General features: G+C 66.1%; 23 protein-coding genes. 5 read left to right on the top strand and 18 right to left on the bottom strand.

Annotated features, from left to right (window positions below; translation table 11 throughout):
* Positions 1-92 precede the first annotated feature (92 nt).
* Complete coding sequence (locus L632_RS0109260; RefSeq protein ID WP_028716674.1) at positions 93-1,175, bottom strand: isocitrate/isopropylmalate dehydrogenase family protein; 1,083 nt, start codon at positions 1,173-1,175, stop codon at positions 93-95.
* Positions 1,176-1,324: 149 nt separating this feature from the next.
* On the opposite strand from L632_RS0109260, the gene L632_RS22350 reads away from it, so the two are divergent.
* Entirely contained in the window at positions 1,325-2,278 is a 954-nt protein-coding gene (locus L632_RS22350; protein ID WP_051476418.1) for a GntR family transcriptional regulator, read from the top strand.
* A gap of 354 nt (positions 2,279-2,632) precedes the next feature.
* Here L632_RS22350 and L632_RS0109250 read toward each other — a convergent pair whose 3' ends face one another.
* The 11 genes from L632_RS0109250 to L632_RS0109200 form a co-directional block, all read right to left on the bottom strand.
* Complete coding sequence (locus L632_RS0109250) at positions 2,633-3,385, bottom strand: SDR family NAD(P)-dependent oxidoreductase (RefSeq protein ID WP_028716673.1); 753 nt, start codon at positions 3,383-3,385, stop codon at positions 2,633-2,635.
* A 4-nt stretch (positions 3,386-3,389) separates the two neighbouring features.
* On the bottom strand, positions 3,390-4,142 hold the full coding sequence (locus L632_RS0109245) for an SDR family NAD(P)-dependent oxidoreductase (RefSeq protein ID WP_028716672.1): 753 nt from the start codon (positions 4,140-4,142) through the stop codon (positions 3,390-3,392).
* Positions 4,139-5,170 (bottom strand): proline racemase family protein, encoded by a 1,032-nt coding sequence (locus tag L632_RS0109240; RefSeq protein ID WP_028716671.1) that lies wholly within the window; start codon positions 5,168-5,170, stop codon positions 4,139-4,141. Before L632_RS0109240 ends, L632_RS0109245 begins: the two co-directional genes overlap by 4 nt.
* Positions 5,167-6,636, bottom strand: a complete 1,470-nt coding sequence (locus L632_RS0109235; RefSeq protein ID WP_028716670.1) for an aldehyde dehydrogenase family protein — start codon at positions 6,634-6,636, stop codon at positions 5,167-5,169. The genes L632_RS0109240 and L632_RS0109235 overlap by 4 nt, the downstream gene beginning before the upstream one ends.
* Positions 6,637-6,644: 8 nt before the next feature.
* On the bottom strand, positions 6,645-7,343 hold the full coding sequence (locus L632_RS0109230) for an SDR family oxidoreductase (RefSeq protein ID WP_028716669.1): 699 nt from the start codon (positions 7,341-7,343) through the stop codon (positions 6,645-6,647).
* Positions 7,344-7,356: 13 nt separating this feature from the next.
* Entirely contained in the window at positions 7,357-8,589 is a 1,233-nt protein-coding gene (locus tag L632_RS0109225; RefSeq protein WP_028716668.1) for an FAD-binding oxidoreductase, read from the bottom strand.
* 59 nt (positions 8,590-8,648) lie between these two features.
* Positions 8,649-9,527, bottom strand: a complete 879-nt coding sequence (dapA, locus tag L632_RS0109220) for a 4-hydroxy-tetrahydrodipicolinate synthase (RefSeq protein ID WP_028716667.1) — start codon at positions 9,525-9,527, stop codon at positions 8,649-8,651.
* Between the two features lie 24 nt (positions 9,528-9,551).
* Positions 9,552-10,223, bottom strand: coding sequence for an amino acid ABC transporter permease (locus tag L632_RS0109215; protein ID WP_198021808.1), 672 nt, complete (start codon positions 10,221-10,223; stop codon positions 9,552-9,554).
* A 12-nt stretch (positions 10,224-10,235) separates the two neighbouring features.
* Positions 10,236-10,898: an amino acid ABC transporter permease gene (locus L632_RS0109210; protein WP_028716665.1), complete on the bottom strand. Its 663-nt coding sequence runs from the start codon at positions 10,896-10,898 to the stop codon at positions 10,236-10,238.
* Positions 10,899-10,906: 8 nt separating this feature from the next.
* Complete coding sequence (locus L632_RS0109205) at positions 10,907-11,683, bottom strand: amino acid ABC transporter ATP-binding protein (RefSeq protein ID WP_305809636.1); 777 nt, start codon at positions 11,681-11,683, stop codon at positions 10,907-10,909.
* Positions 11,684-11,766: 83 nt separating this feature from the next.
* Positions 11,767-12,594, bottom strand: a complete 828-nt coding sequence (locus L632_RS0109200) for an ABC transporter substrate-binding protein (RefSeq protein ID WP_051476410.1) — start codon at positions 12,592-12,594, stop codon at positions 11,767-11,769.
* A gap of 187 nt (positions 12,595-12,781) precedes the next feature.
* On the opposite strand from L632_RS0109200, the gene L632_RS0109195 reads away from it, so the two are divergent.
* From L632_RS0109195 to L632_RS0109185, 3 genes are all read left to right on the top strand, one after another.
* Complete coding sequence (locus tag L632_RS0109195; RefSeq protein ID WP_028716662.1) at positions 12,782-13,489, top strand: GntR family transcriptional regulator; 708 nt, start codon at positions 12,782-12,784, stop codon at positions 13,487-13,489.
* A 284-nt stretch (positions 13,490-13,773) separates the two neighbouring features.
* Positions 13,774-14,805: a proline racemase family protein gene (locus L632_RS0109190; protein ID WP_028716661.1), complete on the top strand. Its 1,032-nt coding sequence runs from the start codon at positions 13,774-13,776 to the stop codon at positions 14,803-14,805.
* Between the two features lie 15 nt (positions 14,806-14,820).
* On the top strand, positions 14,821-15,834 hold the full coding sequence (locus L632_RS0109185) for an Ldh family oxidoreductase (RefSeq protein ID WP_028716660.1): 1,014 nt from the start codon (positions 14,821-14,823) through the stop codon (positions 15,832-15,834).
* A gap of 34 nt (positions 15,835-15,868) precedes the next feature.
* On the opposite strand, the gene L632_RS0109180 is transcribed toward L632_RS0109185, so the two are convergent.
* The 6 genes from L632_RS0109180 to L632_RS0109155 all read right to left on the bottom strand — a co-directional run bounded on the left by L632_RS0109180 (position 15,869) and on the right by L632_RS0109155 (position 21,845).
* A complete protein-coding gene (locus L632_RS0109180; RefSeq protein ID WP_028716659.1) occupies positions 15,869-16,657 on the bottom strand; it encodes a shikimate dehydrogenase in 789 nt (262 codons plus the stop codon).
* Positions 16,658-16,784: 127 nt separating this feature from the next.
* The gene (locus L632_RS0109175) at positions 16,785-18,131 is read right to left on the bottom strand and encodes an aspartate aminotransferase family protein (RefSeq protein ID WP_036697736.1); all 1,347 of its coding nucleotides are present in this window, start codon (positions 18,129-18,131) and stop codon (positions 16,785-16,787) included.
* Positions 18,128-19,216: a phosphotransferase gene (locus L632_RS22345; RefSeq protein ID WP_051476409.1), complete on the bottom strand. Its 1,089-nt coding sequence runs from the start codon at positions 19,214-19,216 to the stop codon at positions 18,128-18,130. Before L632_RS22345 ends, L632_RS0109175 begins: the two co-directional genes overlap by 4 nt.
* Before the next feature lie 52 nt (positions 19,217-19,268).
* Positions 19,269-20,060: an ABC transporter permease gene (locus L632_RS0109165; protein WP_028716657.1), complete on the bottom strand. Its 792-nt coding sequence runs from the start codon at positions 20,058-20,060 to the stop codon at positions 19,269-19,271.
* On the bottom strand, positions 20,057-20,854 hold the full coding sequence (locus L632_RS0109160) for an ABC transporter ATP-binding protein (RefSeq protein ID WP_028716656.1): 798 nt from the start codon (positions 20,852-20,854) through the stop codon (positions 20,057-20,059). The genes L632_RS0109165 and L632_RS0109160 overlap by 4 nt, the downstream gene beginning before the upstream one ends.
* 10 nt (positions 20,855-20,864) lie before the next feature.
* A complete protein-coding gene (locus L632_RS0109155; RefSeq protein ID WP_051476408.1) occupies positions 20,865-21,845 on the bottom strand; it encodes an ABC transporter substrate-binding protein in 981 nt (326 codons plus the stop codon).
* A gap of 220 nt (positions 21,846-22,065) precedes the next feature.
* On the opposite strand from L632_RS0109155, the gene L632_RS22340 reads away from it, so the two are divergent.
* Positions 22,066-24,150 (top strand): hydantoinase/oxoprolinase family protein, encoded by a 2,085-nt coding sequence (locus L632_RS22340; RefSeq protein ID WP_051476416.1) that lies wholly within the window; start codon positions 22,066-22,068, stop codon positions 24,148-24,150.
* Positions 24,151-24,158: the final 8 nt, after the last annotated feature.

Genomic DNA, 24,158 nt, shown 5'->3' with positions numbered 1-24,158 from the left:
ATGCGCGGCTCGCCTGCCGATCTTTCCGGGCCCCTTCTGGCCCGATATCATTCGCGGAGCCCTCCTCCGGGCCCCGCGAAGCCGGTGCTTTCTCAGGCCGCCGACGAAGCCGCCGGCCTTGCGATCTCGGCCGCGACCAGCGCGCCGAAGGCGTCGGTATTGACCGAGCCGCCCAGATCGCGGGTGCGGTTTTCCGGCCTTTCCAGCACGGCATCCACCGCGCGGTCGATCTCGGCCCCGGCGGCGCACAGCGCCTCGTTGCCGTTGCGCTCGCCCAGCCAGCTCAGCATCATCGCCACCGACAGGATCAGCGAGCAGGGGTTGGCGATGTTCTGGTTCTCGATATCGGGCGCCGATCCGTGCTGTGCCTGCGCGCAGACCAGCCCGGTTTCCGCATTGGCGTTGATCGAGCCGGCCAGCCCGAGGCTGCCCGACAGTTCCGAGGCCAGATCCGAGATGATGTCGGAATAGAAATTGGTCGAGACGATGACGTCGTAGCGCGAGGGGTCGCGCACCAGATGCGCGGCCATGGCGTCGATGATGACATCGTTCAGCTCGACTTCGGGGAAGTCCTTGTGGACCTTGCGCACCCAGTCGAGAAAGAAGCCGTCGGTGATGATGAAGTTGTTGGCCTTGTGGACCGCCGTCACCTTCTTGCCCCGCCGCATGGCCAGCTTGAATGCCTCGCGGGCGATCCGCTCGCAGGCCTTCGAGGTCAGCTTGCGCACCGACAGCGCCACGTCCTCGGTCGGCATGAACTCACCAAGGCCCTTGAACATGTTGCGGTCGGGATAGAAGCCCTCGGTCGCCTCGCGCATGATGACCAGGTCCATCTTCTTGCCCGGCAGGAAGGGCCGGGTCCGCGCCGGGCGCACATTGGCGTAAAGGTCCAGCCTGACGCGGAACCCGCCCGAGACGTTCACCCCGCCCTGGTCGCGCGGCGGATAGTCCATATGCGATTGCGGGCCAAGGATGATCCCGTCATAGGTTTTGGCTTTTTCGATCACTTCATCGCGCAGCGTCGTGCCGTATTTCGCCAGGCTGGGGAACCCAACATCCTCGTAGTCGCTGGCGATACCCAGTCCGAAGCGCGCATTGGCCGCCTCGAGAACTTCCATTGTGGCCTTGGTAATTTCGGGCCCGATGCCGTCGCACGGCAGGACGAGGAAACGCATTCATCTTCTCCCTTCTGCCGCGCTGCGAATCGAGGCGGCCTGGGGTCAGATTGGCTTTGTTGCGAAATAAAGGCAATCATAATTTTGGATTTGTGCGTCAAGAAAATCATCTGTAGGATGGGGCCATGAAGAGCAGCAGGCGGAAAGCGATGCGAGACGAACCGGAAAGCAGCCGTTCCCCAGCTCCGACGCCGCTGGTGATCAGCCTGGCCGGCCGCATCCGGGACGACATCCTGGGCAAGGAGCTGCCGGTGGGGACGAAGCTTGTTACCCAGGGGCTGGCCGATCAGTTCGGGGTCTCACGCTCTCCGGTGCGCGAAGCCCTGGCGCTGCTTTGCGAGCAGAAGATCATCGAGCAGATTCCCAATCGCGGCTTTTTCACCTGTGCAGCGCCGCAGGAGGTGTTGAAATCCAGCGATCCGCTCCCACGAGAGGCGAACCGGGCCTATTACAGGCTGGCCGACGACTGGATCGACGACCGGATCGAGGCCGATGTCACCGAGCAGATGCTGCGCGACCGCTATGGCCTGACCCGCACGCAGGTGACCGATATCCTGATGCGCGCCTCGCGCGAGGGCTGGGCCGAGCGCAAGCAGGGCTATGGTTGGCGCCTGCTGCCGGTTGCCAAGACTCCGGAGTCCTTCGAGCAGATCTATCGTTTCCGGATGATCATCGAGCCTGCGGGGATGCTGGAGCCCAGCTTCCGGCTCGACCGCCAGATCCTGTCCGAACAGCGCCGCATCCAGGAGCGGATGCTGGAAACCGACATCGCCAATCTTCCCGCCGAGCGGCTGCTGGAGAACGGCTCGCTGTTTCACGAGGAATTGCTGCGCATGTCCGGAAATCCTTTCCTGCACACCTCGCTGGTGCGCATCAACCGGATGCGGCGCCTGCTGGAATATCGCGCCAATGTCGATCGCGACAGGTTCCGCATCCAGTGCTCCGACCATCTGCGAATTCTCGACGCGCTGGACCAGAACGAGGTGCTGGAGGCGTCCTATCTGATGCGAAAGCATCTCAGCGGCGCGCTGGAAAGAAAATCTCCGCTGCGTTGGACGCCCACCGGAGGCGTTTCACCAGAGGAAGCTTCCGATACGGCATAGCCGGAAAGCAGAAGCTGGGCCGTTTTGTCCGGATTGGCGAGCTTCCCCGCTTGCGCATGCCGGCGTGGCGAATGCGATGCCGCCGAGAAGGTCGGATCGGGCTTCGTCGCTGATGCGTTCCATCATGCGGACATAGCCCGCCCCGCCCATCGAGCGGGTGATGCCGCTGTCGGCAAGCAGGTGCTGGAACTGCGCGCCGGTGGATCGCGATCCCTGATCCGAACGATGGAGGAGCGCATCGGCCTTCTCCCACCGCCAGCGGCAAAGATGCGCCTTGCCCCGGCTTCCTCAACAACGCCTCCTTGACCGAGGCAGGGAAGCGCGCCGACCTCGGGTCCGGGCTCGTGTCCTGCCTCAGGCGACGGCCTGCGCGCCGGTGATCTCGACCAGAGAGCCGCACATGAAGGCGGCTTCGTCCGAGGCGAGGAAGGCGACCAGCGCCGCCACCTCCTCGGGCTTGCCGATGCGGCCGAAGGGCACCAGCCTGTCCAGGTCGGCGATGGTGCGGCCTGCGCGCCTGACCCCCGCCTCCAGCATCGGCGTGTGGATCTCGCCCGGGCAGACGGCGTTCACGCGGATCTTCTGGGGCGCATAGTCGCGGGCGAGGTTCTGGGTAAAGCTCGCCACCGCCGCCTTGGTCACGTTATAGGCGATGTGGTTCGGCGCCGGATGAAGCCCCCATTGCGAGGCGGTGTTGACGATGGCGCCGCCGCCCGCCGCGATCATGTGGGGCAGGGCGGCCTGGCACAGGTGGAACATCGCATCGATATTGATGGCGAAGGACAGCCGCCAGTCCTCGGGCGTCAGCGACAGCAGGTTGCCGCGCCGGTTGATGCCGGCATTGTTGCACAGCACGTCGATGGCGCCCTCGGTGGCGATGACGTTCTCGACGATCGCCCGGCAGCCTTCGGGCTGCGCGATGTCGCCGGCCAGCGCGCGCGCCGTGCCGCCCTGCGCCAGGATTTCGGCCACGGTCGCCTCGGCGCCTTCGGCGTTCACGTCGGTGACGACGACCTGCGCGCCCTCGGCGGCGAAGCGGGCGCTGATCGCCGCGCCGATGCCGCCCGCGGCGCCGGTGACGATGACGGTCTTGTTCTGGAAACGCATGGTGTTACCTCAGGTAGCTGCCGCCGTTCACATCCAGCACCGCACCGTTCAGCGACGCTTGCGAGGGACGGAAGGCGAATGCGGTGATTTCGCCGATCTCCTCGGGCGCGGCCATGCGGGCGATGGGGATGCCGGCCAGCGCCGCCGCCTCGCCATGCTGGGCGATATAGGCCTCGGCCATCTCGGTGCGCACCCAGCCGGGCGCCAGAGCGACCGAGGTCACGCCTTCATGGCCATGGCTTTGCGCGATGGATTTGGTCAGGTTGATCAGCGCGGCCTTGGAGGCGCCATAGGCCATGGCAGTCGAGGCATAGCCGCGCTGCCCGGCGCGGCTGGCCATGTTGACGATGCGCCCGCCGCCATTTTGCCGGAAATGCAGGATCGCCAGCTTCGACAGGTCCACGGCCGACAGGAAATTCACCCGCATCTCGCGGGCCCAGACCCGCTGCCATTCCTCCATGGGTGCGTTGACGGCGACCTCGGAACGGATGCCGGCATTGTTGACCAGCCCGGTCAGCCGCCCCGCCGCCGCCACGGCCCGATCCCACAGCGCCTGCGGGGCCGCGGGGTCGGACAGGTCGGCCGAAAGGCACCAGCCCCGGCCGTCCAGCGCGGCCAGCAGCGCCTCGGCCGCGTCCCGGTTGCGGCCGTAATGGATGACGACCCGCGCCCCCTCGGCCACCAGCGCGTGGCAGATCGCCCGGCCGATGGCGCCGGTCGCGCCGGTGACGAGGATGGATTGCCCGGACAGCGTCACAGCTCGCCCACCTGCGGACCCCAGGTGTCCGACATGGCAAAGCCCTGCGCAAACGGATCCTGCGGATCCAGCCGCAACTGCTGGCGGCCGAAGATATAGCCCTGTCCGGTGATGCGCGGCAGGACGGCGGGGCGGTTGCCGACGGTGGTTTCGCCCAGGATCTCGGCGGTGAAGGTGCCGCCGATGATGCTGTGCGACAGCCGCTTGTCGCCGGTCTTCGCCAGTCCGCGCGCATGCAGCACCGCCAGGTTGGCCGACGATCCGGTGCCGCAGGGCGAGCGGTCGACCCGGCCCGGCTTCAGCGTGGTGCAGGTCACGACCGAGCCGTCCGGCTGGTAGTCGCGGAACATCACATAGGCGATCTCGTTCAGGCTGGCGATCTCGGGGTGCTGGACCGCGACCTGCTCGGCCAGCAGCGCCTTGATCTCGGTCCCGGCCTCGGCCAGGGCGCGGGCCGCCTCGGGGACGATGCGCAGGCCGACCTGGTCCACGTCGATCTGGGCGTAGAAGACGCCGCCAAAGGCGATGTCGGCCTGGATCGTGCCCCATTCCGGGGTCGAGACCGGAACGTCGAGCTGCTGGACGAAGGCCGGCACGTTGTCGAGGCTGACCGAGAGGCAGCGGCCGTCCCTGCATTGCGCGCGCGCCACGATCAGCCCGGCGGCCGTGTCCAGCCGCACCACGGTTTCCGGCTCGACCATCTTGACCCACCCGGTTTCCAGCAGCGCCGTCACCACGCAGATGCAGTTCGAGCCGGACATGGGATGGGCGCGATCCGGCTGCAGGACGATGAAGCCCGCATCGGCATCGGGCCGGGTCGGTTCCAGCAGCAGGTTGGTGGTATGAACCACCTGCGCCCGCGGCTCGCGCGTCAGGAACAGGCGCAGCGAGGAATCCACCTGGTTGAGGTGGTTCATCTTGTCGAGGATGGTGGCGCCCGGAATCTCGGGCGCGCCGCCGACCAGCACGTTGCCGCTTTCGCCCTGGCAATGCACCAGCAGGATGTCGAGGGATTTCTCGAAGGTCATTTCAGATACCATCCCCAGGGCTCTTCGCTGGTGAAGCTGGTGATCTGCTTGGTTTCCAGGTAGTTATCCAGACCCCAGCGGCCCAGTTCGCGGCCGATGCCGGATTGCTTGTAGCCGCCCCAGGGCGCCTCGGTGAAGGTGGGCTGGCTGCAGTTGATCCAGACGATGCCGGCGCGGAAGGCGCGGGCCACCCGCTCGCAGCGCGCCTCGTCGGCGGACATCACCGCCGCGGCCAGGCCGAAGCGCGAATCGTTGGCCAGCCGGATCGCCTCGTCCTCGGTGTCGAAGGGACGGATGCAGACCACGGGGCCGAAGATCTCCTCGACCCAGGCGTCGCTGTCCAGCGCCATGTCGGTCAGGATGGTGGGCGCCACCCAGAAACCCTTGTCGAAGCCGTCGTAGCGGCCGCCGCAGGCGACGGTCGCGCCCTGTTCGACGGCGCGGTCGATATGGCGCAGCACGTCTTCATACTGGCTTTTGTTGACCAGCGGGCCAAGCAGGGTGCCCTCGTCCAGCCCGTTGCCGATGCGGATCTTTCCGGCTTCCTCGACCAGCCGCTCCAGCAGGCGCGGGTAAAGCGGCGCCTCGACCAGCACGCGGGAGGTGGCCGAGCAGACCTGTCCCTGGTTCCAGAAGATGCCGAACATGATCCATTCGACCGCCTTCTCGATATCGCTGTCGGCAAAGACCACGAAGGGCGACTTGCCGCCCAGTTCCAGGCTGATGCGCTTCACGTCCTTGGCGCCCGTGGCCATGATCCGCGACCCGACCGGACCCGAGCCGGTGAAGGCCACCTTGTCCACCTGCGGATGCTCGACCAGCGCCTGGCCGACGACCGAGCCCTTGCCCGACAGGATGTTCAGCACCCCCTTGGGCAGGCCCGCCGCCTCGGCGATGGCGCCCAGTTCCAGCGCGGTCAGCGAGGTGGTCTCGGCCGGCTTCAGGATCATGGTGCAGCCCGCGGCCAGCGCCGGGGCGACCTTCCACGAGGCCATCAGCAGCGGATAGTTCCAAGGCACGATGGCGACCGCGACGCCCAGCGGCTCGCGCACCGCCTTCGAGGCGAAGCGGTCGTCGGCCAGCTTCACCTCCTCGACCTCGCCGTCCAGTTCCTCGGCCAGATCCGCGTAGAAGTCGAAGCAGCCGGCCGCGTCGCTCAGATCCCATTCGGATTCGGGCAGCGGCTTGCCGTTGTCGCGGGTCTCGATATGCGCCAGTTCCGGCAGCCGGTCGCGGATGCCCTGGGCGATGGCGCGCAGGTATTTCGCGCGCTCGGCGCCGGTCAGGCGCGGCCAGGGGCCGTTGTCGAAGGCCTCGCGCGCGGCGGCGACGGCGATTTCGGCATCGGGGGCGGCGGCGGCGGGGATGTGGTGGAATACTTCCTCGGTCGCCGGGTCGATGACCGGCAGCGTCCCGCCCTCGACCGGGGCCACCCATTCGCCATTGATATAGAGTTTGGTCTGCATCTTGTTCCTCACATATGCCGGGTCAGACCGCCATCGACCCGAAGGCTCTGGCCGGTGATGTAGCTTGAATCGTCGGTCAGCAGGAAAGCGGCGGCCTTGGCCTGTTCCTCGACCTTGCCGATGCGTTTCAGCGCCGTCAGGTCGCCGAATTTCTCAACGTCCAGGCTGTCGGTGAAGCCCGGAAGCAGGCAGTTCATGCGGATGTTTTCCGGCCCGTAGCGGTCGGCGTAAAGCTTGGTAAAGGACGACACCCCGGCGCGATAGACGCAGGAGGCCGGAAACCACAGCGAGGGTTCGAAGGCCGCATAGGTGGTGATGTTGACGATGGACCCGCCGCCCTGCGCCTGCATGATCGGCGTCACCAGCCGCGCCATGCGGACGACCGATTTCACGATCATGTCGTTCGCCAGATCCCAGTTTTCATCCGTGATCTCAAGCAGATCGCCTTTCGGCGGGTGGCCGGTATGGTTCAGCACCGCATCGATGCGGCCATAGCTGGACATCGCCAGGTCGACGATGCCCTTCAGGTCCTCGGCGCTTTGCGCGACCCCGCGCCGGGCCACGCCGCCCAGTTCCGCCGCCAGCGCCTCGCAGCTTTCCGAGGGCGACATCAGCGCCAGGCGGTAGCCGCGGGTCTGCATCTCGCGCGCGACGGCGGCACCCATGCCGCGGCCGCCGCCGGTGATCAGACAAACCTTCTGGGTCATGGGATCTCCTTTCTCAGAAACGGTCGATGCGATAGGGGCGCATGTCGATGGGCGGGGGCGCCCCGGTGATCAGGTCGGCCATCAGCCTGGCATTGGTCGCGGCATAGGTCACGCCCAGATGGCCGTGGCCGGTGGCGTAGAACACGCCCGGCACCTTGCCCGAGGCCGACATGACCGGCACCGTATCGGGGAAGGCCGGCCGGTGGCCCATCCATTCGGTGAAATCCTCGCAACGCAGGTTCGGCAGCGCCTCGCGCGCGCGCTTCACGGTGATCTTGCTGCGCCGATAGTCGGGCGGCGCGTCCAGCCCCGCCATCTCGACCGTGCCGCCGACGCGGATGCCGCCCGCGGTGGGCGTGACCATGAAGGCGCGGGCGGGCCAGATGATCGAATGCCGCATCGCGATGCCGGGCGCCATGATCTGGGTGTGATAGCCGCGCTCGGTCTCCAGCGGCATCGGCTCGCCCAGCAGTTTCGAGAGCCGCGCGCTATGGGCGCCGGCGCAGATCACCACCTCGTCGGCAGGAATGGTGCGGCCGTCCGTCAGCCGCACGGCGGTGATGCGGTCGCTGCGGTCGAAGCCCGCGACCTCGCCCCGTTCGATGCGGCCGCCAAGCGCGGCGAAGCGGTCGGCAAGGGCGACGACCAGCCGATAGGGGTCGCGCAGGCTGCGATTCTGCGGGAACAGCACGGCGATGCCGATGCTGTCCGACAGCTCCGGTTCCAGCTCGCGCGCCTCGGCGCCGGTCAGCCGCCGGTGCGGAAAGCCGAAGCGTTCGAGGATCTCGATATGCTCGCGGTCGGCGCGGAATTCGGCCTCGTCGCTGTAAAGCGACAGGCAGCCTTCCTCGGTCAGCTCGCCCTCAAGGCCCGTTTCGCGCAGCAGCGGCAGCAGGTCGTCGTAGACGCGCGCGCACAGCGCCGCGCCCTGCGCCTCCAGCTGGCGGAGCTTCGAGGGGCGAGAGGCGGCGATGAACCGCATGAACCAGGGGATCAGTTTCGGCATGTAAGCGGGGCTGACGCGCACCGGGCCTTCGGGGTCCAGCATCCAGCCGGGGATCTGTTTCCAGACCGAGGGGCGCGAGGCGGGCATGAACTCCGTCACCGCGATCGAGGCCATGTTGCCATAGGAGGCGCCGCGTCCGACCTCGCCCTTGTCCAGCAGGATGACCTGCCGGCCGCGCTTTTGCAGCTCATAGGCAAGGCTTGTCCCGATGATGCCCGCGCCGACGATGACCGTGGCCATGCTTGTCCTCCTCCCGTTGATCGTGGGCCGGGCGGGGTCCGCCGCCCGGCCGGGTTGGCTTACCAGTTCAGGATCGGCTCCATGGCGGCGCGGAAATCGGCCTTTTCCTCATCCGTCAGCGGGCCAAGGGGCGCGCGGCATTCGCCGACCGGCATGCCCTGGATCTCGCAGCCGTATTTCAGCTTCTGCACGAACTTGCCCGATTCCAGGATGTTCATCGCGGTATAAAGCGTCGCCATCTGCGCGCGCGCCTTGTCGAGGTCGCCCGAGCGATAGGTGCGGTCGAGGTCGCAGACCGCCTTGGCCATGCAGTTCGCCGGCCCGCAGATCCAGGCGTCGGCGCCCCAGAACATGAAGTCCAGCGCGATGTCGTCCGAGCCCGAGACCAGCTGGATGCGGTCCTTGTAGCGGGTGGCGATGCCGATGGCGCGCTGCAGCGAGCCCGAGCTTTCCTTGATGCCGATGATGCGCGGATCGTCGGCCAGAGCGTCCAGCACCTCCCAGCCCAGCTCGATCCCGTCCTTGTCGGGATAGCTGTAAAGCACGATGGGCATGTCGGTGGCTTCCAGCACCGTCTGGAAATGCTTGATCAGCTCGGCCTGCGTCGGCTTGGTGTAGAAGGGCGTCGCCAGCAGCACGGCATCATAGCCCATTTCCTTGGCGCGCAGCGTGTTGGCGATGACGCCGGCGGTCGACGGCGCGTTGGTGCCGGCGATCAGGATCTCGCCCGGCTTGGCGAAGTCCTTGACGAATTTCAGCACGCTGTCGCGTTCCTCGTCGGACATGAAGTTGTATTCGCCCGAGGAGCCGCAGGGCACCCAGCCCGAGACGCCGGCTTCGCGCAGGTTGGTCAGCAGCTTCTCGAAAGCGGCGAAGTCGATCTTGCCGGCCGCGTCGAAGGGCGTGACAAGGGCGGGCATGACACCTTGCAGTTTCATGGTGTTTCCTTTCTTTTCAGTAAATTATGCGGAGAATTTGCGCAACAGCTTCTGCTCGACGACGGTGACGGCCCGCGTGAGGGGGAAGGCGATGACGAAGTAGATGCCGGCAACCACGGTCAGCACCTCGACCGGGCGGGCCGTGTTGTTCGAGATGTTCTGGCCGATGAACATCAGGTCGGCCATGCCCACCGCCGAGACCAGCGCGCTTTCCTTGAACAGCGACACGGCGTTCGACAGCAGCGTCGGCACGGCGCGCAGCACCGCCTGGGGCAGGATCACGTTCACGATCTGCGCCGCACGCGGCAGGCCAAGCGCCACGCAGGCATCCATCTGCTCGCGGCCCACCGAACGCAGCGAGGCGCGGAAGGTCTCGGAGGTGATCGCGCCCATATAGAGCGTCAGGGCGATGGTGGCCGAGACGAAGTTCGAGAATTCGACCCCCAGGATCAGCGGCAGGCAGAAGAAGATCCAGAACAGCTGGATCAGCACCGGCGTGCCCCGGAACAGTTCGACATAAAGGCCCAGCAGGCCGCGGACGAAGGCATTGCCGCTGCTGCGCAGCAAGCCGATGACGAAGCCCAGCGAGGTGCCCAGGACGATGCACAGCAAGGTCAGCTTGATCGTGGTCCACAGCCCGATGGCCAGCGCATCGGTAAAGCGCAGCAGGATCGAGAAATCCAGTGTCATACCCATGATCGGTCCCCCTTACGAATGGCTCTGCCGGCGCTCCAGCCAGTTCACGAACTGGCCGACCGGGTAGGAGATGGCGAGATAGATCAGGGCGACGACCGTGAAGGTCTCGATCGGGCGATAGGTGGCCGTGGCCAGCGTCTTGCCCTGATACATCAGGTCGGCGACGCCGACGATGGCGACCAGCGCGCTTTGCTGGAAGATGCCGATGCCGTTGGTCAAGAGCACCGGCACCGAATTGCGCAGGGCCTGCGGCAGCACGATGTTCAGGATCCGCTGCGTCGGCGACAGACCCAGGGCGATGCCGGCATCCAGATGCTCGCGCGGGACCGCCTGGATCGAGGCGCGATAGGCTTCGGCATTGAAGGCGGTCAGGTTCAGGCCCAGGGCGATGATGCCCATGAAGACCGGGCCCCAGAACACGTTGAAGATCATCGGCACGCAATAGAAGAACCAGACGATCTGGACGATGGCCGGGGTGCAGCGGAAGAATTCCACGAACAGCATCGACGGCCCGCGCAGGATGGCAAGCTTGCTGGTGGTCAGCAGGGCCAGCGCGAAACCGGCGATGACGCCGATGACATTGGCGGCCAGCGTCAGCTGCAGCGTCACCCAAAGCCCGTCCATGAGCGGGCCCATGTTCCGGGTGACCGCTCCCAAGTCGAGTGTGTAATCCATGACGCGCCTCAGGCCTTGATATGGAAGACGCGGTTGATGAATTCGCGGGTGCGTTCCTCCTTGGGATCGCCCAGCACCTGCTCGGGCGGGCCGTCCTCGACCACCACGCCGCCGGCGCAGAAGATCACCCGGCTGGCGACGTTGCGGGCAAACCACATGTCATGGGTCACCATCATCATCGGCATGCCCTGTTCGGCCAGCTGCAGGATCACCGCCTCGACTTCCGCCACCAGTTCCGGGTCCAGCGCCGAGGTCACCTCGTCGAAGAGCATCAGCCGCGGGTCCAGCATCAGCGCGCGGGCGATGGCGACGCGCTGCTTCTGGCCGCCCGACAGCTGGCTGGGATAGGCGTCGGCCTTGGCGCCCAGGCCGAAACGCTCCAGGATCTTCTGTCCGCGCTCGCGGGCCGAGGCGCGGCTTTCGCCGTTCACCTTGCGCGGGGCGAGGATCAGGTTTTCCATGATGCTCAGATGCGGGAACAGGGTGTAGTGCTGGAAGACCATGCCGATCTGCTTGCGCACCTCGGTGTCGATGACGGTCTTGCCGCCCTTGGTCGAGATATAGGGCTTGCCGCCGAAGCGGATCTCGCCGCCCTGGATCTGTTCCAGACCCATGACCACGCGCAAGAGCGTCGACTTGCCGCCGCCCGAGGGGCCGATGACCACGACGCGCTCGCCCGGCATCATCTCGATGTTGATGCCCTTGAGAACCTGGATGTTCGGACCATAGCTCTTGTGAAGGTCGTGGATCTCGACCAGCGCAGACCCGTCCTGCATATCCGCCATAAGCCTCTCTCCCGAATATGGCTGTTCCGCGAACCGCCGCCTCCCGCGGCGGTTCGGTGTTTGCATGTCTTGTAAGGTTGGTCTCAGTTCCCGCTTGCGGCCAGAACCTCGTCGGCCGCCTTGGTGATCAGCGCATCGACGGCGCCGGTGGCGACCTTTTCCTCAAGGAAGATGTCCACGACGGCCACGTCCGCGGCGCGCAGGCTCAGCGGCAGGCCGAAGGACACGCCCTGCTTGGCCAGCGCCGGTTCGGGGTTCAGGGCGACCGCCCAGTCCGGGTTCGCCTGCGTGAACAGCAGGTTGGTGTCCGAGGCGTCGACGATGATGTCGGCGCGGCGCGACTGCACGGCCAGGCGGGTCTCGTCGGCCGAGGGCAGGCGCAGGATGGTCGCGTTCTTGACCGCGGCCGAGATCGCCTTGTCCTGGGCGGTCCCGGACATGACCGCCATGGTGACGCCGGCCACGTCGACATCCGCGACCGAAACCGGGTTCGCCGGGATCTTGGGGTTGTCCTTGTTGTAGACGAGCGAGATCTGGTATTCCATCGCCGGGATCGAGAACTGCACCGCCATGGCGCGCACCGGGGTGCGGTTCAGCGCCAGCGACATGTCCCACTTCCCGGCCTGAAGCCCGGCCACGATATTGTCCCAGGTGGTGTCGACGAATTCCGGCTGCACCTCCAGCACGGCGGCGAATTCGCGGCAGAGATCGGCGTAGAAGCCGGAATACTCGCCCGTTGCCGGATCGCGCATCACATAGGGCGGGGCGACGGCGGCGCCGCAGCGCAGCTTGCCGGCACTTTGAACCTTCTGCCAGTAGCCACCGGCCTCTTGGGCAGAGGCAACGCCTGCCGAGAGCGCGACGGCCAAGGCCATGATTGACGCCGGTTTCGAGATTTTCCTCATCAGCATGTCCAGTCTCCTCCTGATCGTTGGACGGCTAATCTGTCGTCTTTGCGGCATTCCACTTGTCAACAACGTGCCGACATGAAAACAGCATGCCGACACAATGACGGCACGTCAATAAAAACTTTGTGTCGACAACACTGGCGCCGTCGCCCTATCATCGGGTGCAGAAAACACCGGCAGGAGAACGCGTTTGGCCGACGAAGCTGAGATCAGGCATGCCAAGGGGACGGGCTGGCGCTTTGTCTACCAGACCTTGCACGACGAAATCCTGTCCCTGGCCCTGGAGCCGGGGGCACTTCTGGACGAGACGACATTGGCCGAGCGATTCGGCATGTCGCGCTCACCCATCCGCGAGGCGCTGATCCGCCTGTCGGGCGACGACCTGGTGGTGACGCTGTCGAACCGCTCGACCATCGTGGCGCCGATCGACGTGCTGAGCTTTCCGAAATATGTCGAGGCGCTGGACCTGGCGCAGCGCATGAACACACGCCTGGCCGCCGAATTGCGCAGCGAGGCCGACCTGAAGGCCATTGCCGCGCGGCAGAAAGAGTTCGAGGCGGCGGTCAAGAGCGGCAATCACCTGCTGATGTCCGAGGCGAACAAGCAGTTCCACATGGCCATTGCCACCGCCGGCCGAAATCCCTATCTGGCCGCCTTTTACGAGCGGCTGCTGAATCAGGGCCGCCGCATGCTGCACCTGCATTTCGACTATATCGAGCGCAGCAACGACAGCTACCTGCTGACGGACGAGCATACCGAGATGCTGGAGGCGATCCGGGCGCGGGATGTCGAGCGGGCCGATGCGCTGGCCCATGCCCATACCCGGCAGTTCCGCGACAACTTCATCGAGTTCATGAAGGAGAACTATTCGCAGAACTTCTCCTTCGTCGGGAAGTAGGCACCCGATCCCCGCGATGAGCCTGACTGACCCGGCATTCTGATGCCGGGTTTTCCGTTCTGTTCCTGCGAGGGCGAATTTCCATGTTGCCGCCATAGAATCGTTGACGGTGCCGACATTCAGGCGACATATTGTTGGCGACACGTAGTCGGCAGTTGACCCACTTTTTTTCGCATCGCCGCCGGTCGGGGCCAAACCGTGCAGGGCCGGGGACATCGCGCGGCAAGGCGACCATGCGGCCCAGCTGCGGATCGCGTCAGAAACCTGTCCTGAAAGGAGACGAGATGCGCTGGAAGCGGACCCTGAACGTCGTCGACAGCCATTGCGAGGGCGAGATCGGCCGGGTGATCACCGGAGGGATCGGGCAGGTTCCCGGCCGGACCATGTTCGACAAGAAGCTCTGGCTTGAAAGCAACCTGGACGAGATCCGCAAGCTGGTGCTGTTCGAGCCGCGCGGTGCGGTCTGGCACAATGCCAACATCATCCTGCCGTCCAACCACCCGGAAGCGACGATGGGCTACGTCATCCTTGAGACGACGGAATATCCGGCCATGTCCGGCTCGAACACGATCTGCGTGGCGACCGTCCTGCTGGAAACCGGCATTCTGCCGATGGTCGAGCCGGTGACCGAGCTGGTGCTCGAGGCGCCCGCCGGGCTGATCCGGGTCCGCTGCGAATGCCGGGACGGCAAGGTGCTGAGCGTCCGCTTGGTCAACCAGCCCGCCTTCTGCTATCACCGGGACGCCATGGTCGAAGTCGCCGGCCTGGGCTCGGTCCGCATGGACGTCGCCTATGGCGGCATGACCTATGCCATGGTCGAGGCGGCCGACCTGGGCTTTGCCATCGAACCGCACGAGGCCCGCGACCTTTGCGACCTGGGCCAGCGTCTGAAGGCGGCAGCGGTCGAGCAATTGCCGGTTGCCTATCCCGGAAACCCCGACATGCCGGGTATCACCAATACCGAGTTCATGGGGCCGCTTCGCCGCGAAAACGGCTGCCTGGTGGCGCGCAATACGGTCGTCGTCTCGCCCGGACGCTGCGACCGCTCGCCTTGCGGCACCGGCTCTTCGGCGCGGCTGGCGCTGATGCATGCCCGCGGCGAGATCAAGCCGGGAGAGACCTTTATCCACGAATCGATCACCGGCAGCCGCTTCACCTGTCAGATCGACGGGCTGACCCGGCTTGCGCAATACGATGCGGTGATCCCCGCCATCGCCGGGCAGGCCTGGATCACCGGCCTTTATCAGATGGGGCTCGACCCGACGGATCCCTATCCCGAGGGCTTCACGCTTGCCGACACCTGGTTCGACGGTTGACCGAGAGATGACATGATGACCTTTGCCCTTGACCCGAATGCCACGCATATCCCGTTCGACCTGCTGGTCCTGCGCTTGCGAAGCCTGCTGGAGGAGGCGGGCGCCTCGGAAGAGGTGGCGGCGATCCTTGCCCGGAACTGCGCGGGTTGCGAGCGCGACGGCACCTTCAGCCATGGCGTGTTTCGCATCCCCGGCTATCTTGCGACCTTGCGCAGCGGCTGGGTGGACGGCCATGCGCAGCCGCAGATCGCTCGTGTCGGCGCATCCTATCTGCGCATCGACGCCATGAACGGCTTCGCCCAGCCGGCCCTGGAGGCCGCAAGCGAGGACATCCGGGCCATGATCGGGGAAAGCGGCGCTGCGATCGTCGCGCTGCGCAATTCGCATCATTTCAGCGCGCTCTGGCCCGATGTCGAGCCCTGGGCCGATGCCGGGCTGGTTGCCCTGACCATGGTGACCGGGGGGCCGGCCGTCATGCCGAGGGGCGTCGCCCGGCCGGTCTTCGGCACCAATCCGATTGCCTTCGCCACGCCGGTCGAGGGCGGCCTGCCCATCGCGATGGATTTCGCCACCTCGTCCATGTCGCAGGGCGACCTGCGCATCGCGCGGGACGAAGGGCGGCGCGTTCCCCTTGGCACCGGGATCGGTCGGCAGGGACGGGATACGGATGACCCCGCGGAAATCCTGGACGAGGGCGGCATCCTGCCCTTCGGCGGCCACAAGGGCGCCCTGCTGTCCCTGATGGTCGAGCTGCTCGCCTCGGCCCTGACCGGCGGGCCCTTCTCGCATGAGGTGGATATGTCCTCGGCGCCGGGGGCCGAGATTCCGCGCACCGGGCAGTTGCTGATCGTGCTGGATCCGCAACGCGGTGGCAACGATCAGTTCGGCCGGCGCGTCGCCGGGCTAGTGCAGATGCTGCGCGACGCGGGAATGGCGCGCTTGCCCGGCGACCACCGCTACCGGCGGCGTTCCGAGGCGGCCGGGCGGGGAATTCCCGTGACCCCTGCGATCCGGGAATTGTTCGCCTGACGGCATCAAGACCGGCGGGCATGTGCCGTCCGGGTCAGTAGCCGAAGAATTGCAGCATCAGTTCAAGCTGGCTGTCCAGCATCGGCGCGCCGTAACGGATCTGGCAGCCCTTCGCCTGCGCGGCGCGCAGCAGCGGGGTTTCGCGCGGCTTCATGATGATGTCGGCGACGAGGATGTCCGGACGCAATCGGGACAGATCGACCGGCGCCGGATCGGTTTCCGGGTGCAGCCCGCAGGGCGAGGCATTGACCAGCAGGTCGATCCCCTCCAGATCGTTCGACCCCGCGGTGGCACGCAGCTGCGGATAGCTTGCGACGATCCTGTCGGCCAGCGATTGCGCGCGGGCCACGTCGGGATCATGCACCCGCAACGAGGCCACCCCGCTGCGGGCAAGGCCGAAGGCAATGGCGCGCCCGGCGCCGCCGGCGCCCAGAAGCAGCGCCTCGCGTCCTCTGGCATCGGCACCGCCGTTCAGCAGCCCTTGCAGGAAGCCGCGGCCATCGAAATTCTCGGCCACCATGGTGCCGTCCTCTTCCCGGCGGACGGTGTTCGCGGCGCCAAGCTCCATCGCTTCATCGCCGACGCGATCCGCCAGTTCGGCCACCTGTTCCTTCAGGGGCACGCTGACCACCATGCCGCCCAGGTTGCGCATCCGCTTCATCGCCTGCCAGGCGGCGGGGAAGTCTGCCGGCGCGTAATGGACCGGCACCATTACTGCGTCGATGCCCCGCGCCCTGAATAACGGGTTCAGCACCTCGGGGGTGCGGACGTGGTGGATCGGATCCGCGAGCATGAAGAAGATCCGGGTTTTGCCGGTGATCATTCGTCCGTCCCTTTGTCTGCGAGCTCATCCTGCCAGCCGCCGACCCTGCAATCCGGTTCGGCGGCTGGTTTGCGCCATGCCTTGATCGGCGGCGGCGCGCGCCTCTTGCCCGCGTCGCCGCGTTTGGTCAGATCGCAGCCAGTGCGTTGCGCGTCTCGGTCAGCAGCCGGTCCACGTCGCTTTCCGAGAACACCAGCGGCGGCCGGATCTTCAGCGTATTGGCGTGATGGCCGGTCGCCGAGATCAGCACCCGCCGCTGCCGCAGGCCGTCGACCACGGCCAGGGCCGTCGCCGAATCCGGTTCCTTGCTGTCGTGGTCCCTGACGAACTCGACCCCGATATAGAGGCCCGCGCCGCGCACGTCGCCGATGCGCCCGTCTTCCTTGGCAATCTGGCGGAAACCGTCCTGGATCATCGCGCCGATCCGGGCGGCGTTTTCCTGCAACCTGTCGTCGCGGATCACGTCGAAGGTCGCCTGCGCCGCCGCGATGGCCACGGTATTGCCGCCGAAAGTGTTGAAATAGCGCATTTCGTTGCCGAAACGCTCGACCACCTCGCCGCGCACCGCGACCGCCGCGACCGGGAAGCCGTTGCCCATCGGCTTGCCCATGGTGACGATGTCCGGCACCTGGCCGTGGCGCTGGAACCCCCAGAGCCGGTCGCCCGAACGGCCGAAGCCCGCCTGCACCTCGTCGGCGATGACCACGCCGCCGGCGGCATGGACGACCTCGGTGATCTGCTGAAGGATGTCGGTCGGATGGGCATAGATGCCGTCCGAGGAGAACAGCGAATCCGCGATGAAGGCGGCGATGCCTTCGCCGCGACGTTCCAGCTCGTCGATCTCGTGCCGGACCTGCCGGGCCAGTCGGGCGCCGATCTCGGACGGGTCCATGCGATAGGAGTCGGGTGTGGATATGCGGCGCACCCATTGCCCCGGCGGGCTTTTCCTGCCCAGCGAAGGCGACAGGCCCGCCGTCAGATGGGAATTGCCGGTATAGGCTTCCGAGGTGATGACAATGCCCTTGCGCCCGGTCTGGTGCATGGCGATGCGCAGCGCCAGATCGTTCGCCTCGGAGCCGGTGCAGGTGAACATGATATGCTCGATCGGTTCGCCGAAGCTCGGCACGATCTGTTCGGCGAATTCCAGGATTTCGTCCTGCACATAGCGGGTATGGGTGCAGAGCGTCTGCATCTGTCGATGCACGGCCTCGACCACGCGCGGGTTGCAATGGCCGACCGAGACGACGTTGTTATAGGCGTCCAGATATTCGTTGCCGTCGCGGTCCCACATCCTGGTGCCCAGGGCGCGGCTGATCTGCACCGGATCGGCATACATCAGGCGATAGGCGGGGCCCAGCAGGCGACGGCGCCGGCGGATCAGATCCTGCATCGCCGGATCCAGGTTGCCCATGTTGTCCGGGTCGAAGCCGTTCACCATGCCGATGTTGATCCGGGGCTTGTCCTGCGCATTCATATCCGTGCTTCCTCTGTCGTGCGGGCCGCCTCGTTTGCGGCGCTTGGGGCGAATGTCCGGCTGATTTCGTCCAGCGGCAGGCTGAGAAACTGGTGCAGCTGCTTCCAGCCCTGATGGGTGTTTCGCATGATATAGGGCTCATTATCCGGGAATTGCCCGGCCCGCCATGTCGTGATCAGCGCGCGGGCGATGACCCGGGCCATGATCAGATGCGGCAGGACTTCCAGCTCGTCCGGGGTCAGGTCGGCCACCGAGAGATAGCCGGCCAGCAAGTCCCGGCCATGATCGAACATTGCCGGCCCCCCTGCGGGATCGAGTTGATTGAGCAGCGCGGTCGAAAGATCGATCACGATATAGGTGCGCAGCGCATCGCCGAAATCGATCACGCCGGTGACGAAAGCCGGATCGTTTCGGTCGATGACGATGTTGGAGCGGCTGAAATCGTTGTGCAGCACCTGACGGCGGCAGGCTTTCAGCCTGCCCTCGATCTGGCGAAAGCGCGCCATCCCCTCGGCCAGCATGGCGCGATGTTCGGGATCGGCCACCCCGTTCAGCAGGAAGGCGAGCTTCGGCAGGTGCTGGACGTCCCAGGCGATTTCGCGGCTGTCATGCGGATGCGAGAAATCCGCCATGGCAAGCCGCAACCGTGCCAGGGTGGCGCCGACCCTGGCCCGTTCCTCGGCGGTCGAGGCGATCCGGTCCAGCGGCGTGCCCTCCAGATAGGTCAGCATCCGCACCATGCGCGGCTGGCCGTGGCTGTCGGTGATGGCGAAGAAGCCCTTGCCATCGCGGTTGCGCATCACGCGCGGCACCGGCAGGCCGGGATCGACGCGCGCCAGATGATCCAGCAGATCGGTCTGCAGCGACAGTTCGGCAGGATCCTCGTCGGGGTTCGAGACCTTGACGATGAAGCGATCCCCCTTGGGCGTGGCCAGCCGGAAGGTGTCGTCCTTTTCGGTGTCCAGGCGCCGCAGGGTGCCGGTCACGCCATAATGCGCATCCAGCACCGCCAGCGCCTCCTCGACGGGGATCGACCTGAACGGCGTGGCAAGACCGCCTGCCGACAGAAGGTTGGTTGAGGACATGGAATGCCTTTCGGATCGGCTTGGAAGAAGGGGGCGGGACGCCCCCAAAGGTTCAGGCGTTTGGCTGGCGTTGCGAGCTGTGCCAGGGCAAGGCGATCCGTTCCATCACGTCGACGGCATAGAACAGGATCGTGCCCATCACCCCCAAGAGCACCAGCGAGACGAAGACCCGCGTCGTGTCGAACTGGCCCTGCGCGGTCAGGACCAGGAATCCCAGGCCGCGGCCGCCGGCGACGAACTCTCCGACGATGGCGCCGACCAGCGCGAAGGAGATGCCGACCTTCATGCCGGAAAACAGCGAGGGCAGGGCGTTCGGCACCCGGATCTTGTAGATGATGTCGAATTTCGAGGCCCGCGTCGCCTTGGCGAGATTCAGCATGTCCGGGTCGACCGAGCGCAGGCCCAGGACCGTGTTGATGACGATGGGAAAGATCGCCAGCATCACCGCCACCGCCAGTTGCGACGACATGCCGGTGCCCAGCCAGATCACGAACAGCGGCGCCAGCGCCACCTTGGGAACCGAGTTGATGGCGATGAGCAGCGTGTAGACCGTGCGTTCAAGGAACTTCGACTGCACGATGCCGACGGCCATGACCACGCCCAGCACCACGGAAATGGCAAAGGCCAGGCCGGTGGTCATCAGCGTGTAAAGCATGTTGCGGATGAACACCCAGGGGCTTTGCATGAAGGCCGCCCAGATCGCCGAGGGGGCGGGCAGGATGATCGCCGGCGGATGGAACAGCCGCACGGCCAGTTCCCACAGCAGGATGGTTCCCAGAAGCACCAGGACGATGTCCAGCGAGCGGTTGTCCCGCATGATTTTCGCGATGAGGCTGTTCTTCATTCCTTGAGCACTCCCAATTCGGCGAAATGGTGGCGGATACGCTGGGCATAGACGCCGAAGGCATCGGATTCGCGCACCGACAGCGGGCGCGGCCGGGGCAGCTCCACCTCGAACACATCGACGATGCGGCCGGGCGTGCGCGACATCATCACCACGCGGTCGGCCAGGAAGACCGCCTCGGAAATCGAATGGGTGATGAAGATCACCGTCTTGTTCGTCTCTTGCCACATCCGGGCCAGCTCGACGTTCAGATCGTCGCGGGTCATCGCGTCCAGCGCGCCGAAAGGCTCGTCCATCAGCAGAAGGTCCGGATCGCAAAGCAGCGCCCGGCAGATCGAGGCGCGCTGCCGCATGCCGCCCGACAGCTCCCAGGGATGGCGTTTTTCATAGCCCTTGAGCCCGAAGCGTTCCAGCAGCTGCAGGGCGCGTTCGCGGTATTGCTCGCGCGGATGGCCCAGAAACTCGGCCTGCAACAGCACGTTGTCGAGAATGGTGCGCCAGTCCAGCAGGACGTCGCGCTGGAACACCACGCCCATGCGATCCGGCGGGCCGGACAGCGGCTTGCCGGACACGGTGATGCCGCCCGAGGTGATGTTTTCCAGCCCGGCCAGGCATTTCAGCAGCGTGCTCTTGCCGCAGCCGCTGGGCCCGACGATGCTGAGGAACTCGCCCGGGCGCACGTCCAGGTTGATGTCGCTGAGCGCGACGACGGGGCCGTGCTGCGACGGGTAGGTCTTGCCCGCGCCCCTGATGCGCAGATAGGTGTCGGGGGTGGTGTCGGCCATCATGTTCATGCTCACCGCCTCATTCCGGGATCAGGTCGTTGGTGAAATAATCGGCGACCTGCCAGCCGGGGTTGACCACGCCGGCGCGCTCCATGCCCTTCAGCGCGGCTTCCCAATCCTCGTCCGCCTGCCAGCCGATCGGCTTGCCTTCGGTCGCCGGCGTGTCGAAATATTCCACGGTCAGGCGGATCTGTTCGCGCAGGACGTCCGGGTTCAGCATGGCATCGGGGCGCTGGGCCAGCATCGCCTCGACGCCCAGGTCGGGATTCCTGGCGATTTCCGCCCAGGCGCGCTGCTGGACCTCGACCAGTTTCTTCAGCGCATCCGCCCGGTTCTCGATCGTGTCGTCCGAGGCGACAAGGCCGTAGCTGGGGAAATACAGGTCGGCGGAATCCGAGGTCAGGCACTTGGACGGCCGCTGCGCCTCGGCCAGGGGCAGGGCCGAGGCGACGGTGGACATCATCGCGTCCGCGCGCCCCGAGGTATAGGTGCCCCACAGCGCCGAGGCATCGACGAATTCGATGGTGGTGTTGTTGCGGTCCAGACCGCCCGCGGCGAGGAAGGTGTCGATATAGGGCGTCCATGGGCTGGCGGCGAAGACGACCACCTTCTTGCCCTTGAGATCCGCGATCTGCTCGATGGGCGCGTCCTTGTCGACCAGCACGCAAAGATCGGTGCGGCGGTCCCAGCCGGCGATGCCCTTGACCTTGGCGCCGCCCTGACGCGCCGCGGGGATCAGGCCCAGCTGGATCTGGCCGACATCGGCCTGCCCGGCATTGACCAGCTGCAAGGTATTGCCCGAGCCGCGCCCGTCCTGCACGTCCACGTCCAGTCCGGCCTCGTCGAACCAGCCCTGTTGCTGCGCAAGGTGCATGGCGGCGTGACTGCCCCAGGGCGAGAAGTCCAGCCGCACGGTCAGCTTGTCCTGCGCCAGGGCAGGCCCGGCAAGGATCAGCAGCGCGGCGACGGCGGCTGACGGCGAAATCTGCATCTTTCTCATTCGTCCTCTCCTGTTGTGCGGCCTGCGGCGAATCGCCGGCGGCTGTTCTTGTTTCCAAGGCATTAATAGCACCACTAGTCCAATTATAATCAAGTTTCTTTGGTGCATCCGGAGAAAATCAACTTCAACATATTGAAATATAAGGAATAAAAAATCGCTTGTCGGTTCGGAAATCTGCATGTTACTAAACTAACCAACTAGTACAATAAGGGTGAGAATCATGACGGCTTCAGCGACCAGAACTGCGCGAATCGGCGTCGATATCGGCGGCACCTTCACCGATCTCGTGATGATCGAAGGCGACGGGCGGCTTTATCACGCCAAGGTGCCCTCGACCCCCGCCGCGCCCGAGGAGGCGGTGATCGCCGGCATCTCTGACCTGGTGCGGGATTCGGGCATCTCGGTTGCCGATGTGCGCGAGATCGTGCACGGCACCACCGTCGGCTCGAACACCCTGCTGCAAAAGGTCGGCGCCCGTGCCGGGCTGATCACCACGGCGGGATTCCGCGACGTGCTGGAGATCGGCCGGCTGCGCACGCCGAACATGTTTGACCTGCAATGGGACAAGCCCGTTCCGCTGATCCCGCGCCGCTACCGGCTTGAGGCGCAGGAGCGCATCGCCGCCGACGGCACCGTCATCACGCCCCTGGACGAGGCAAGTGTCGTCGCCGCCGCCGCCGCGCTGGTCGAGGCCGGGGTGGAATCCATTGCCATCTGCTTCCTGAACAGCTATCGCAATCCGGTCCACGAACAGCGCGCCGAGGAACTGATCCGCGCGCGGTTCCCGAAGGTCCAGGTCACCACCTCGGTCTCGGTCCTGCCCGAGGCCAAGGAATACGAACGCACCAGCACCACGGTGGTGAACGCCTATGTCGGCCCGGTTCTGGCCGCCTATCTGGAGCGCCTGCAGACCGGCATCAAAAGGCTGGGCGTGAACGCGCCGCTGCTGGTCAGCAACTCGAACGGCGCGCTGGCCTCGGCCGAGACCGCCTGCGAGAAGCCGGTGTTCTTCATCTCCTCGGGGCGGGCCGCCGGCGCGGTCGGCGGTGCGCGCCTGGGCGAGGCGCTGGCGCAGGAAAACCTTGTCATCTTCGACATGGGCGGCACCACCGCCTCGGCCACGCTGGTCAATGGCGGCGAACTGAGCCGGGTCAGCGAATACGAATTCCGCGCCGGCATCTCGACGCCCTCGCGCTTCATCAAGGCCGGCGGCTACATGATGAGCGTGCCGACCGTCGACGTGGCCGAGGTGGGCAGCGGCGCCGGCTCGATCGCCGCGCTGGACAGCGCCGGGCTGATCCGGGTGGGCCCGGTTTCGGCCGGGGCCGATCCGGGGCCGGTCTGCTACGGGCTTGGCGGCGACCAGCCGACGGTGACCGATGCGAACCTCGTGCTGGGCTATCTGCCCGAGGAACTGGCCGGCGGGGCGCGGCATCTGGACAAACCCGCCTCGGCGGCCGCCATCGCGGCGCGGCTGGGCGATGCGCTGGGGCTTGAGGCCGAGGATGCCGCCTATGGCATCCGCGAGGTGGTGAACGCCAACATGGCCCGCGCCATCCGCGCCGTGACCGTGGAGCGGGGGGTGGACCCGCGCGACTTCACCCTGGTCGCCATCGGCGGCTCGGGCCCCGTGCATGCCGCCGCCATCGCCTCGCTCCTGTCGATGGACAAGCTGCTGATCCCGGCCACCCCCGGCGTCTTCACCGCCATGGGCATGCTTTCGGGCGATATCGAGCGCTATTTCACCGCCCCCATCGGCCGCGTGGTCGAGGATGTCGATCTGGCGCGCCTTGCCGAGGCGACCGAGGATCTGCGCCGGCAGGCCATCGCCAACCTGCGCGAGGAGGGCATCCCGGAGGACGCGATGGAACTGCTGCCCGAGGCGAACATGCGCTTCCGCGGCCAGGAAATGTCGCTGGCGATTCCCTTCGCCGAGCCTTTCGATCCGGCCCGCGTGCGCGAGGATTTCCTGGAAACCTATCGCTCGATCTACAGCTATGTGTCGTCCGATGCGGTCGAGGTGGTCGGCATCCGCATGACCGGCCGCGGGTTGCGGCAGGGGCGGCTGGACTTCCGCAAGCTCTCGGCGCCGGACCATGAAGAAGCGGGGCCTGTCTCGCAGCGCAAGGTCTATTTCGGCAAGGATGCGGGCTGGATCGAGACCCCGGTCTATGACCGCATCCGCTCGCCGCGCAGGCTGACCGGCCCGGTCGTCCTGGAATCGAACGACTCGACCGTGGTCGTGCCGCCGGATGCCACCGTCGAGCGCGACGACTTCCTGAACCTTCACATCCGTCTTTCGTAAGGAGCGCA

Origin of the sequence: Paracoccus sp. J39, from assembly GCF_000518925.1 — a bacterium.
In the GTDB taxonomy this organism is placed as follows: domain Bacteria; phylum Pseudomonadota; class Alphaproteobacteria; order Rhodobacterales; family Rhodobacteraceae; genus Paracoccus.
Note: the sequence above shows the minus strand (reverse complement) of the source record. Positions and strands in the feature narration are given on the sequence as shown.

Bases quoted from the DNA above. Each gene is read 5' to 3' on its own strand.
- L632_RS0109260 (WP_028716674.1), bottom strand. From the start codon at position 1,175: ATGCGTTTCCTCGTCCTGCCGTGCGACGGCATCGGGCCCGAAATTACC.
- L632_RS22350 (WP_051476418.1), top strand. From the start codon at position 1,325: ATGCGAGACGAACCGGAAAGCAGCCGTTCCCCAGCTCCGACGCCGCTG.
- L632_RS0109250 (WP_028716673.1), bottom strand. From the start codon at position 3,385: ATGCGTTTCCAGAACAAGACCGTCATCGTCACCGGCGCCGCGGGCGGC.
- L632_RS0109240 (WP_028716671.1), bottom strand. From the start codon at position 5,170: ATGACCTTCGAGAAATCCCTCGACATCCTGCTGGTGCATTGCCAGGGC.
- L632_RS0109235 (WP_028716670.1), bottom strand. From the start codon at position 6,636: ATGCAGACCAAACTCTATATCAATGGCGAATGGGTGGCCCCGGTCGAG.
- L632_RS0109230 (WP_028716669.1), bottom strand. From the start codon at position 7,343: ATGACCCAGAAGGTTTGTCTGATCACCGGCGGCGGCCGCGGCATGGGT.
- L632_RS0109225 (WP_028716668.1), bottom strand. From the start codon at position 8,589: ATGGCCACGGTCATCGTCGGCGCGGGCATCATCGGGACAAGCCTTGCC.
- dapA (WP_028716667.1), bottom strand. From the start codon at position 9,527: ATGAAACTGCAAGGTGTCATGCCCGCCCTTGTCACGCCCTTCGACGCG.
- L632_RS0109215 (WP_198021808.1), bottom strand. From the start codon at position 10,223: ATGGGTATGACACTGGATTTCTCGATCCTGCTGCGCTTTACCGATGCG.
- L632_RS0109210 (WP_028716665.1), bottom strand. From the start codon at position 10,898: ATGGATTACACACTCGACTTGGGAGCGGTCACCCGGAACATGGGCCCG.
- L632_RS0109205 (WP_305809636.1), bottom strand. From the start codon at position 11,683: ATGGCGGATATGCAGGACGGGTCTGCGCTGGTCGAGATCCACGACCTT.
- L632_RS0109200 (WP_051476410.1), bottom strand. From the start codon at position 12,594: ATGCTGATGAGGAAAATCTCGAAACCGGCGTCAATCATGGCCTTGGCC.
- L632_RS0109190 (WP_028716661.1), top strand. From the start codon at position 13,774: ATGCGCTGGAAGCGGACCCTGAACGTCGTCGACAGCCATTGCGAGGGC.
- L632_RS0109185 (WP_028716660.1), top strand. From the start codon at position 14,821: ATGACCTTTGCCCTTGACCCGAATGCCACGCATATCCCGTTCGACCTG.
- L632_RS0109180 (WP_028716659.1), bottom strand. From the start codon at position 16,657: ATGATCACCGGCAAAACCCGGATCTTCTTCATGCTCGCGGATCCGATC.
- L632_RS0109175 (WP_036697736.1), bottom strand. From the start codon at position 18,131: ATGAATGCGCAGGACAAGCCCCGGATCAACATCGGCATGGTGAACGGC.
- L632_RS22345 (WP_051476409.1), bottom strand. From the start codon at position 19,216: ATGTCCTCAACCAACCTTCTGTCGGCAGGCGGTCTTGCCACGCCGTTC.
- L632_RS0109165 (WP_028716657.1), bottom strand. From the start codon at position 20,060: ATGAAGAACAGCCTCATCGCGAAAATCATGCGGGACAACCGCTCGCTG.
- L632_RS0109160 (WP_028716656.1), bottom strand. From the start codon at position 20,854: ATGAACATGATGGCCGACACCACCCCCGACACCTATCTGCGCATCAGG.
- L632_RS0109155 (WP_051476408.1), bottom strand. From the start codon at position 21,845: ATGAGAAAGATGCAGATTTCGCCGTCAGCCGCCGTCGCCGCGCTGCTG.
- L632_RS22340 (WP_051476416.1), top strand. From the start codon at position 22,066: ATGACGGCTTCAGCGACCAGAACTGCGCGAATCGGCGTCGATATCGGC.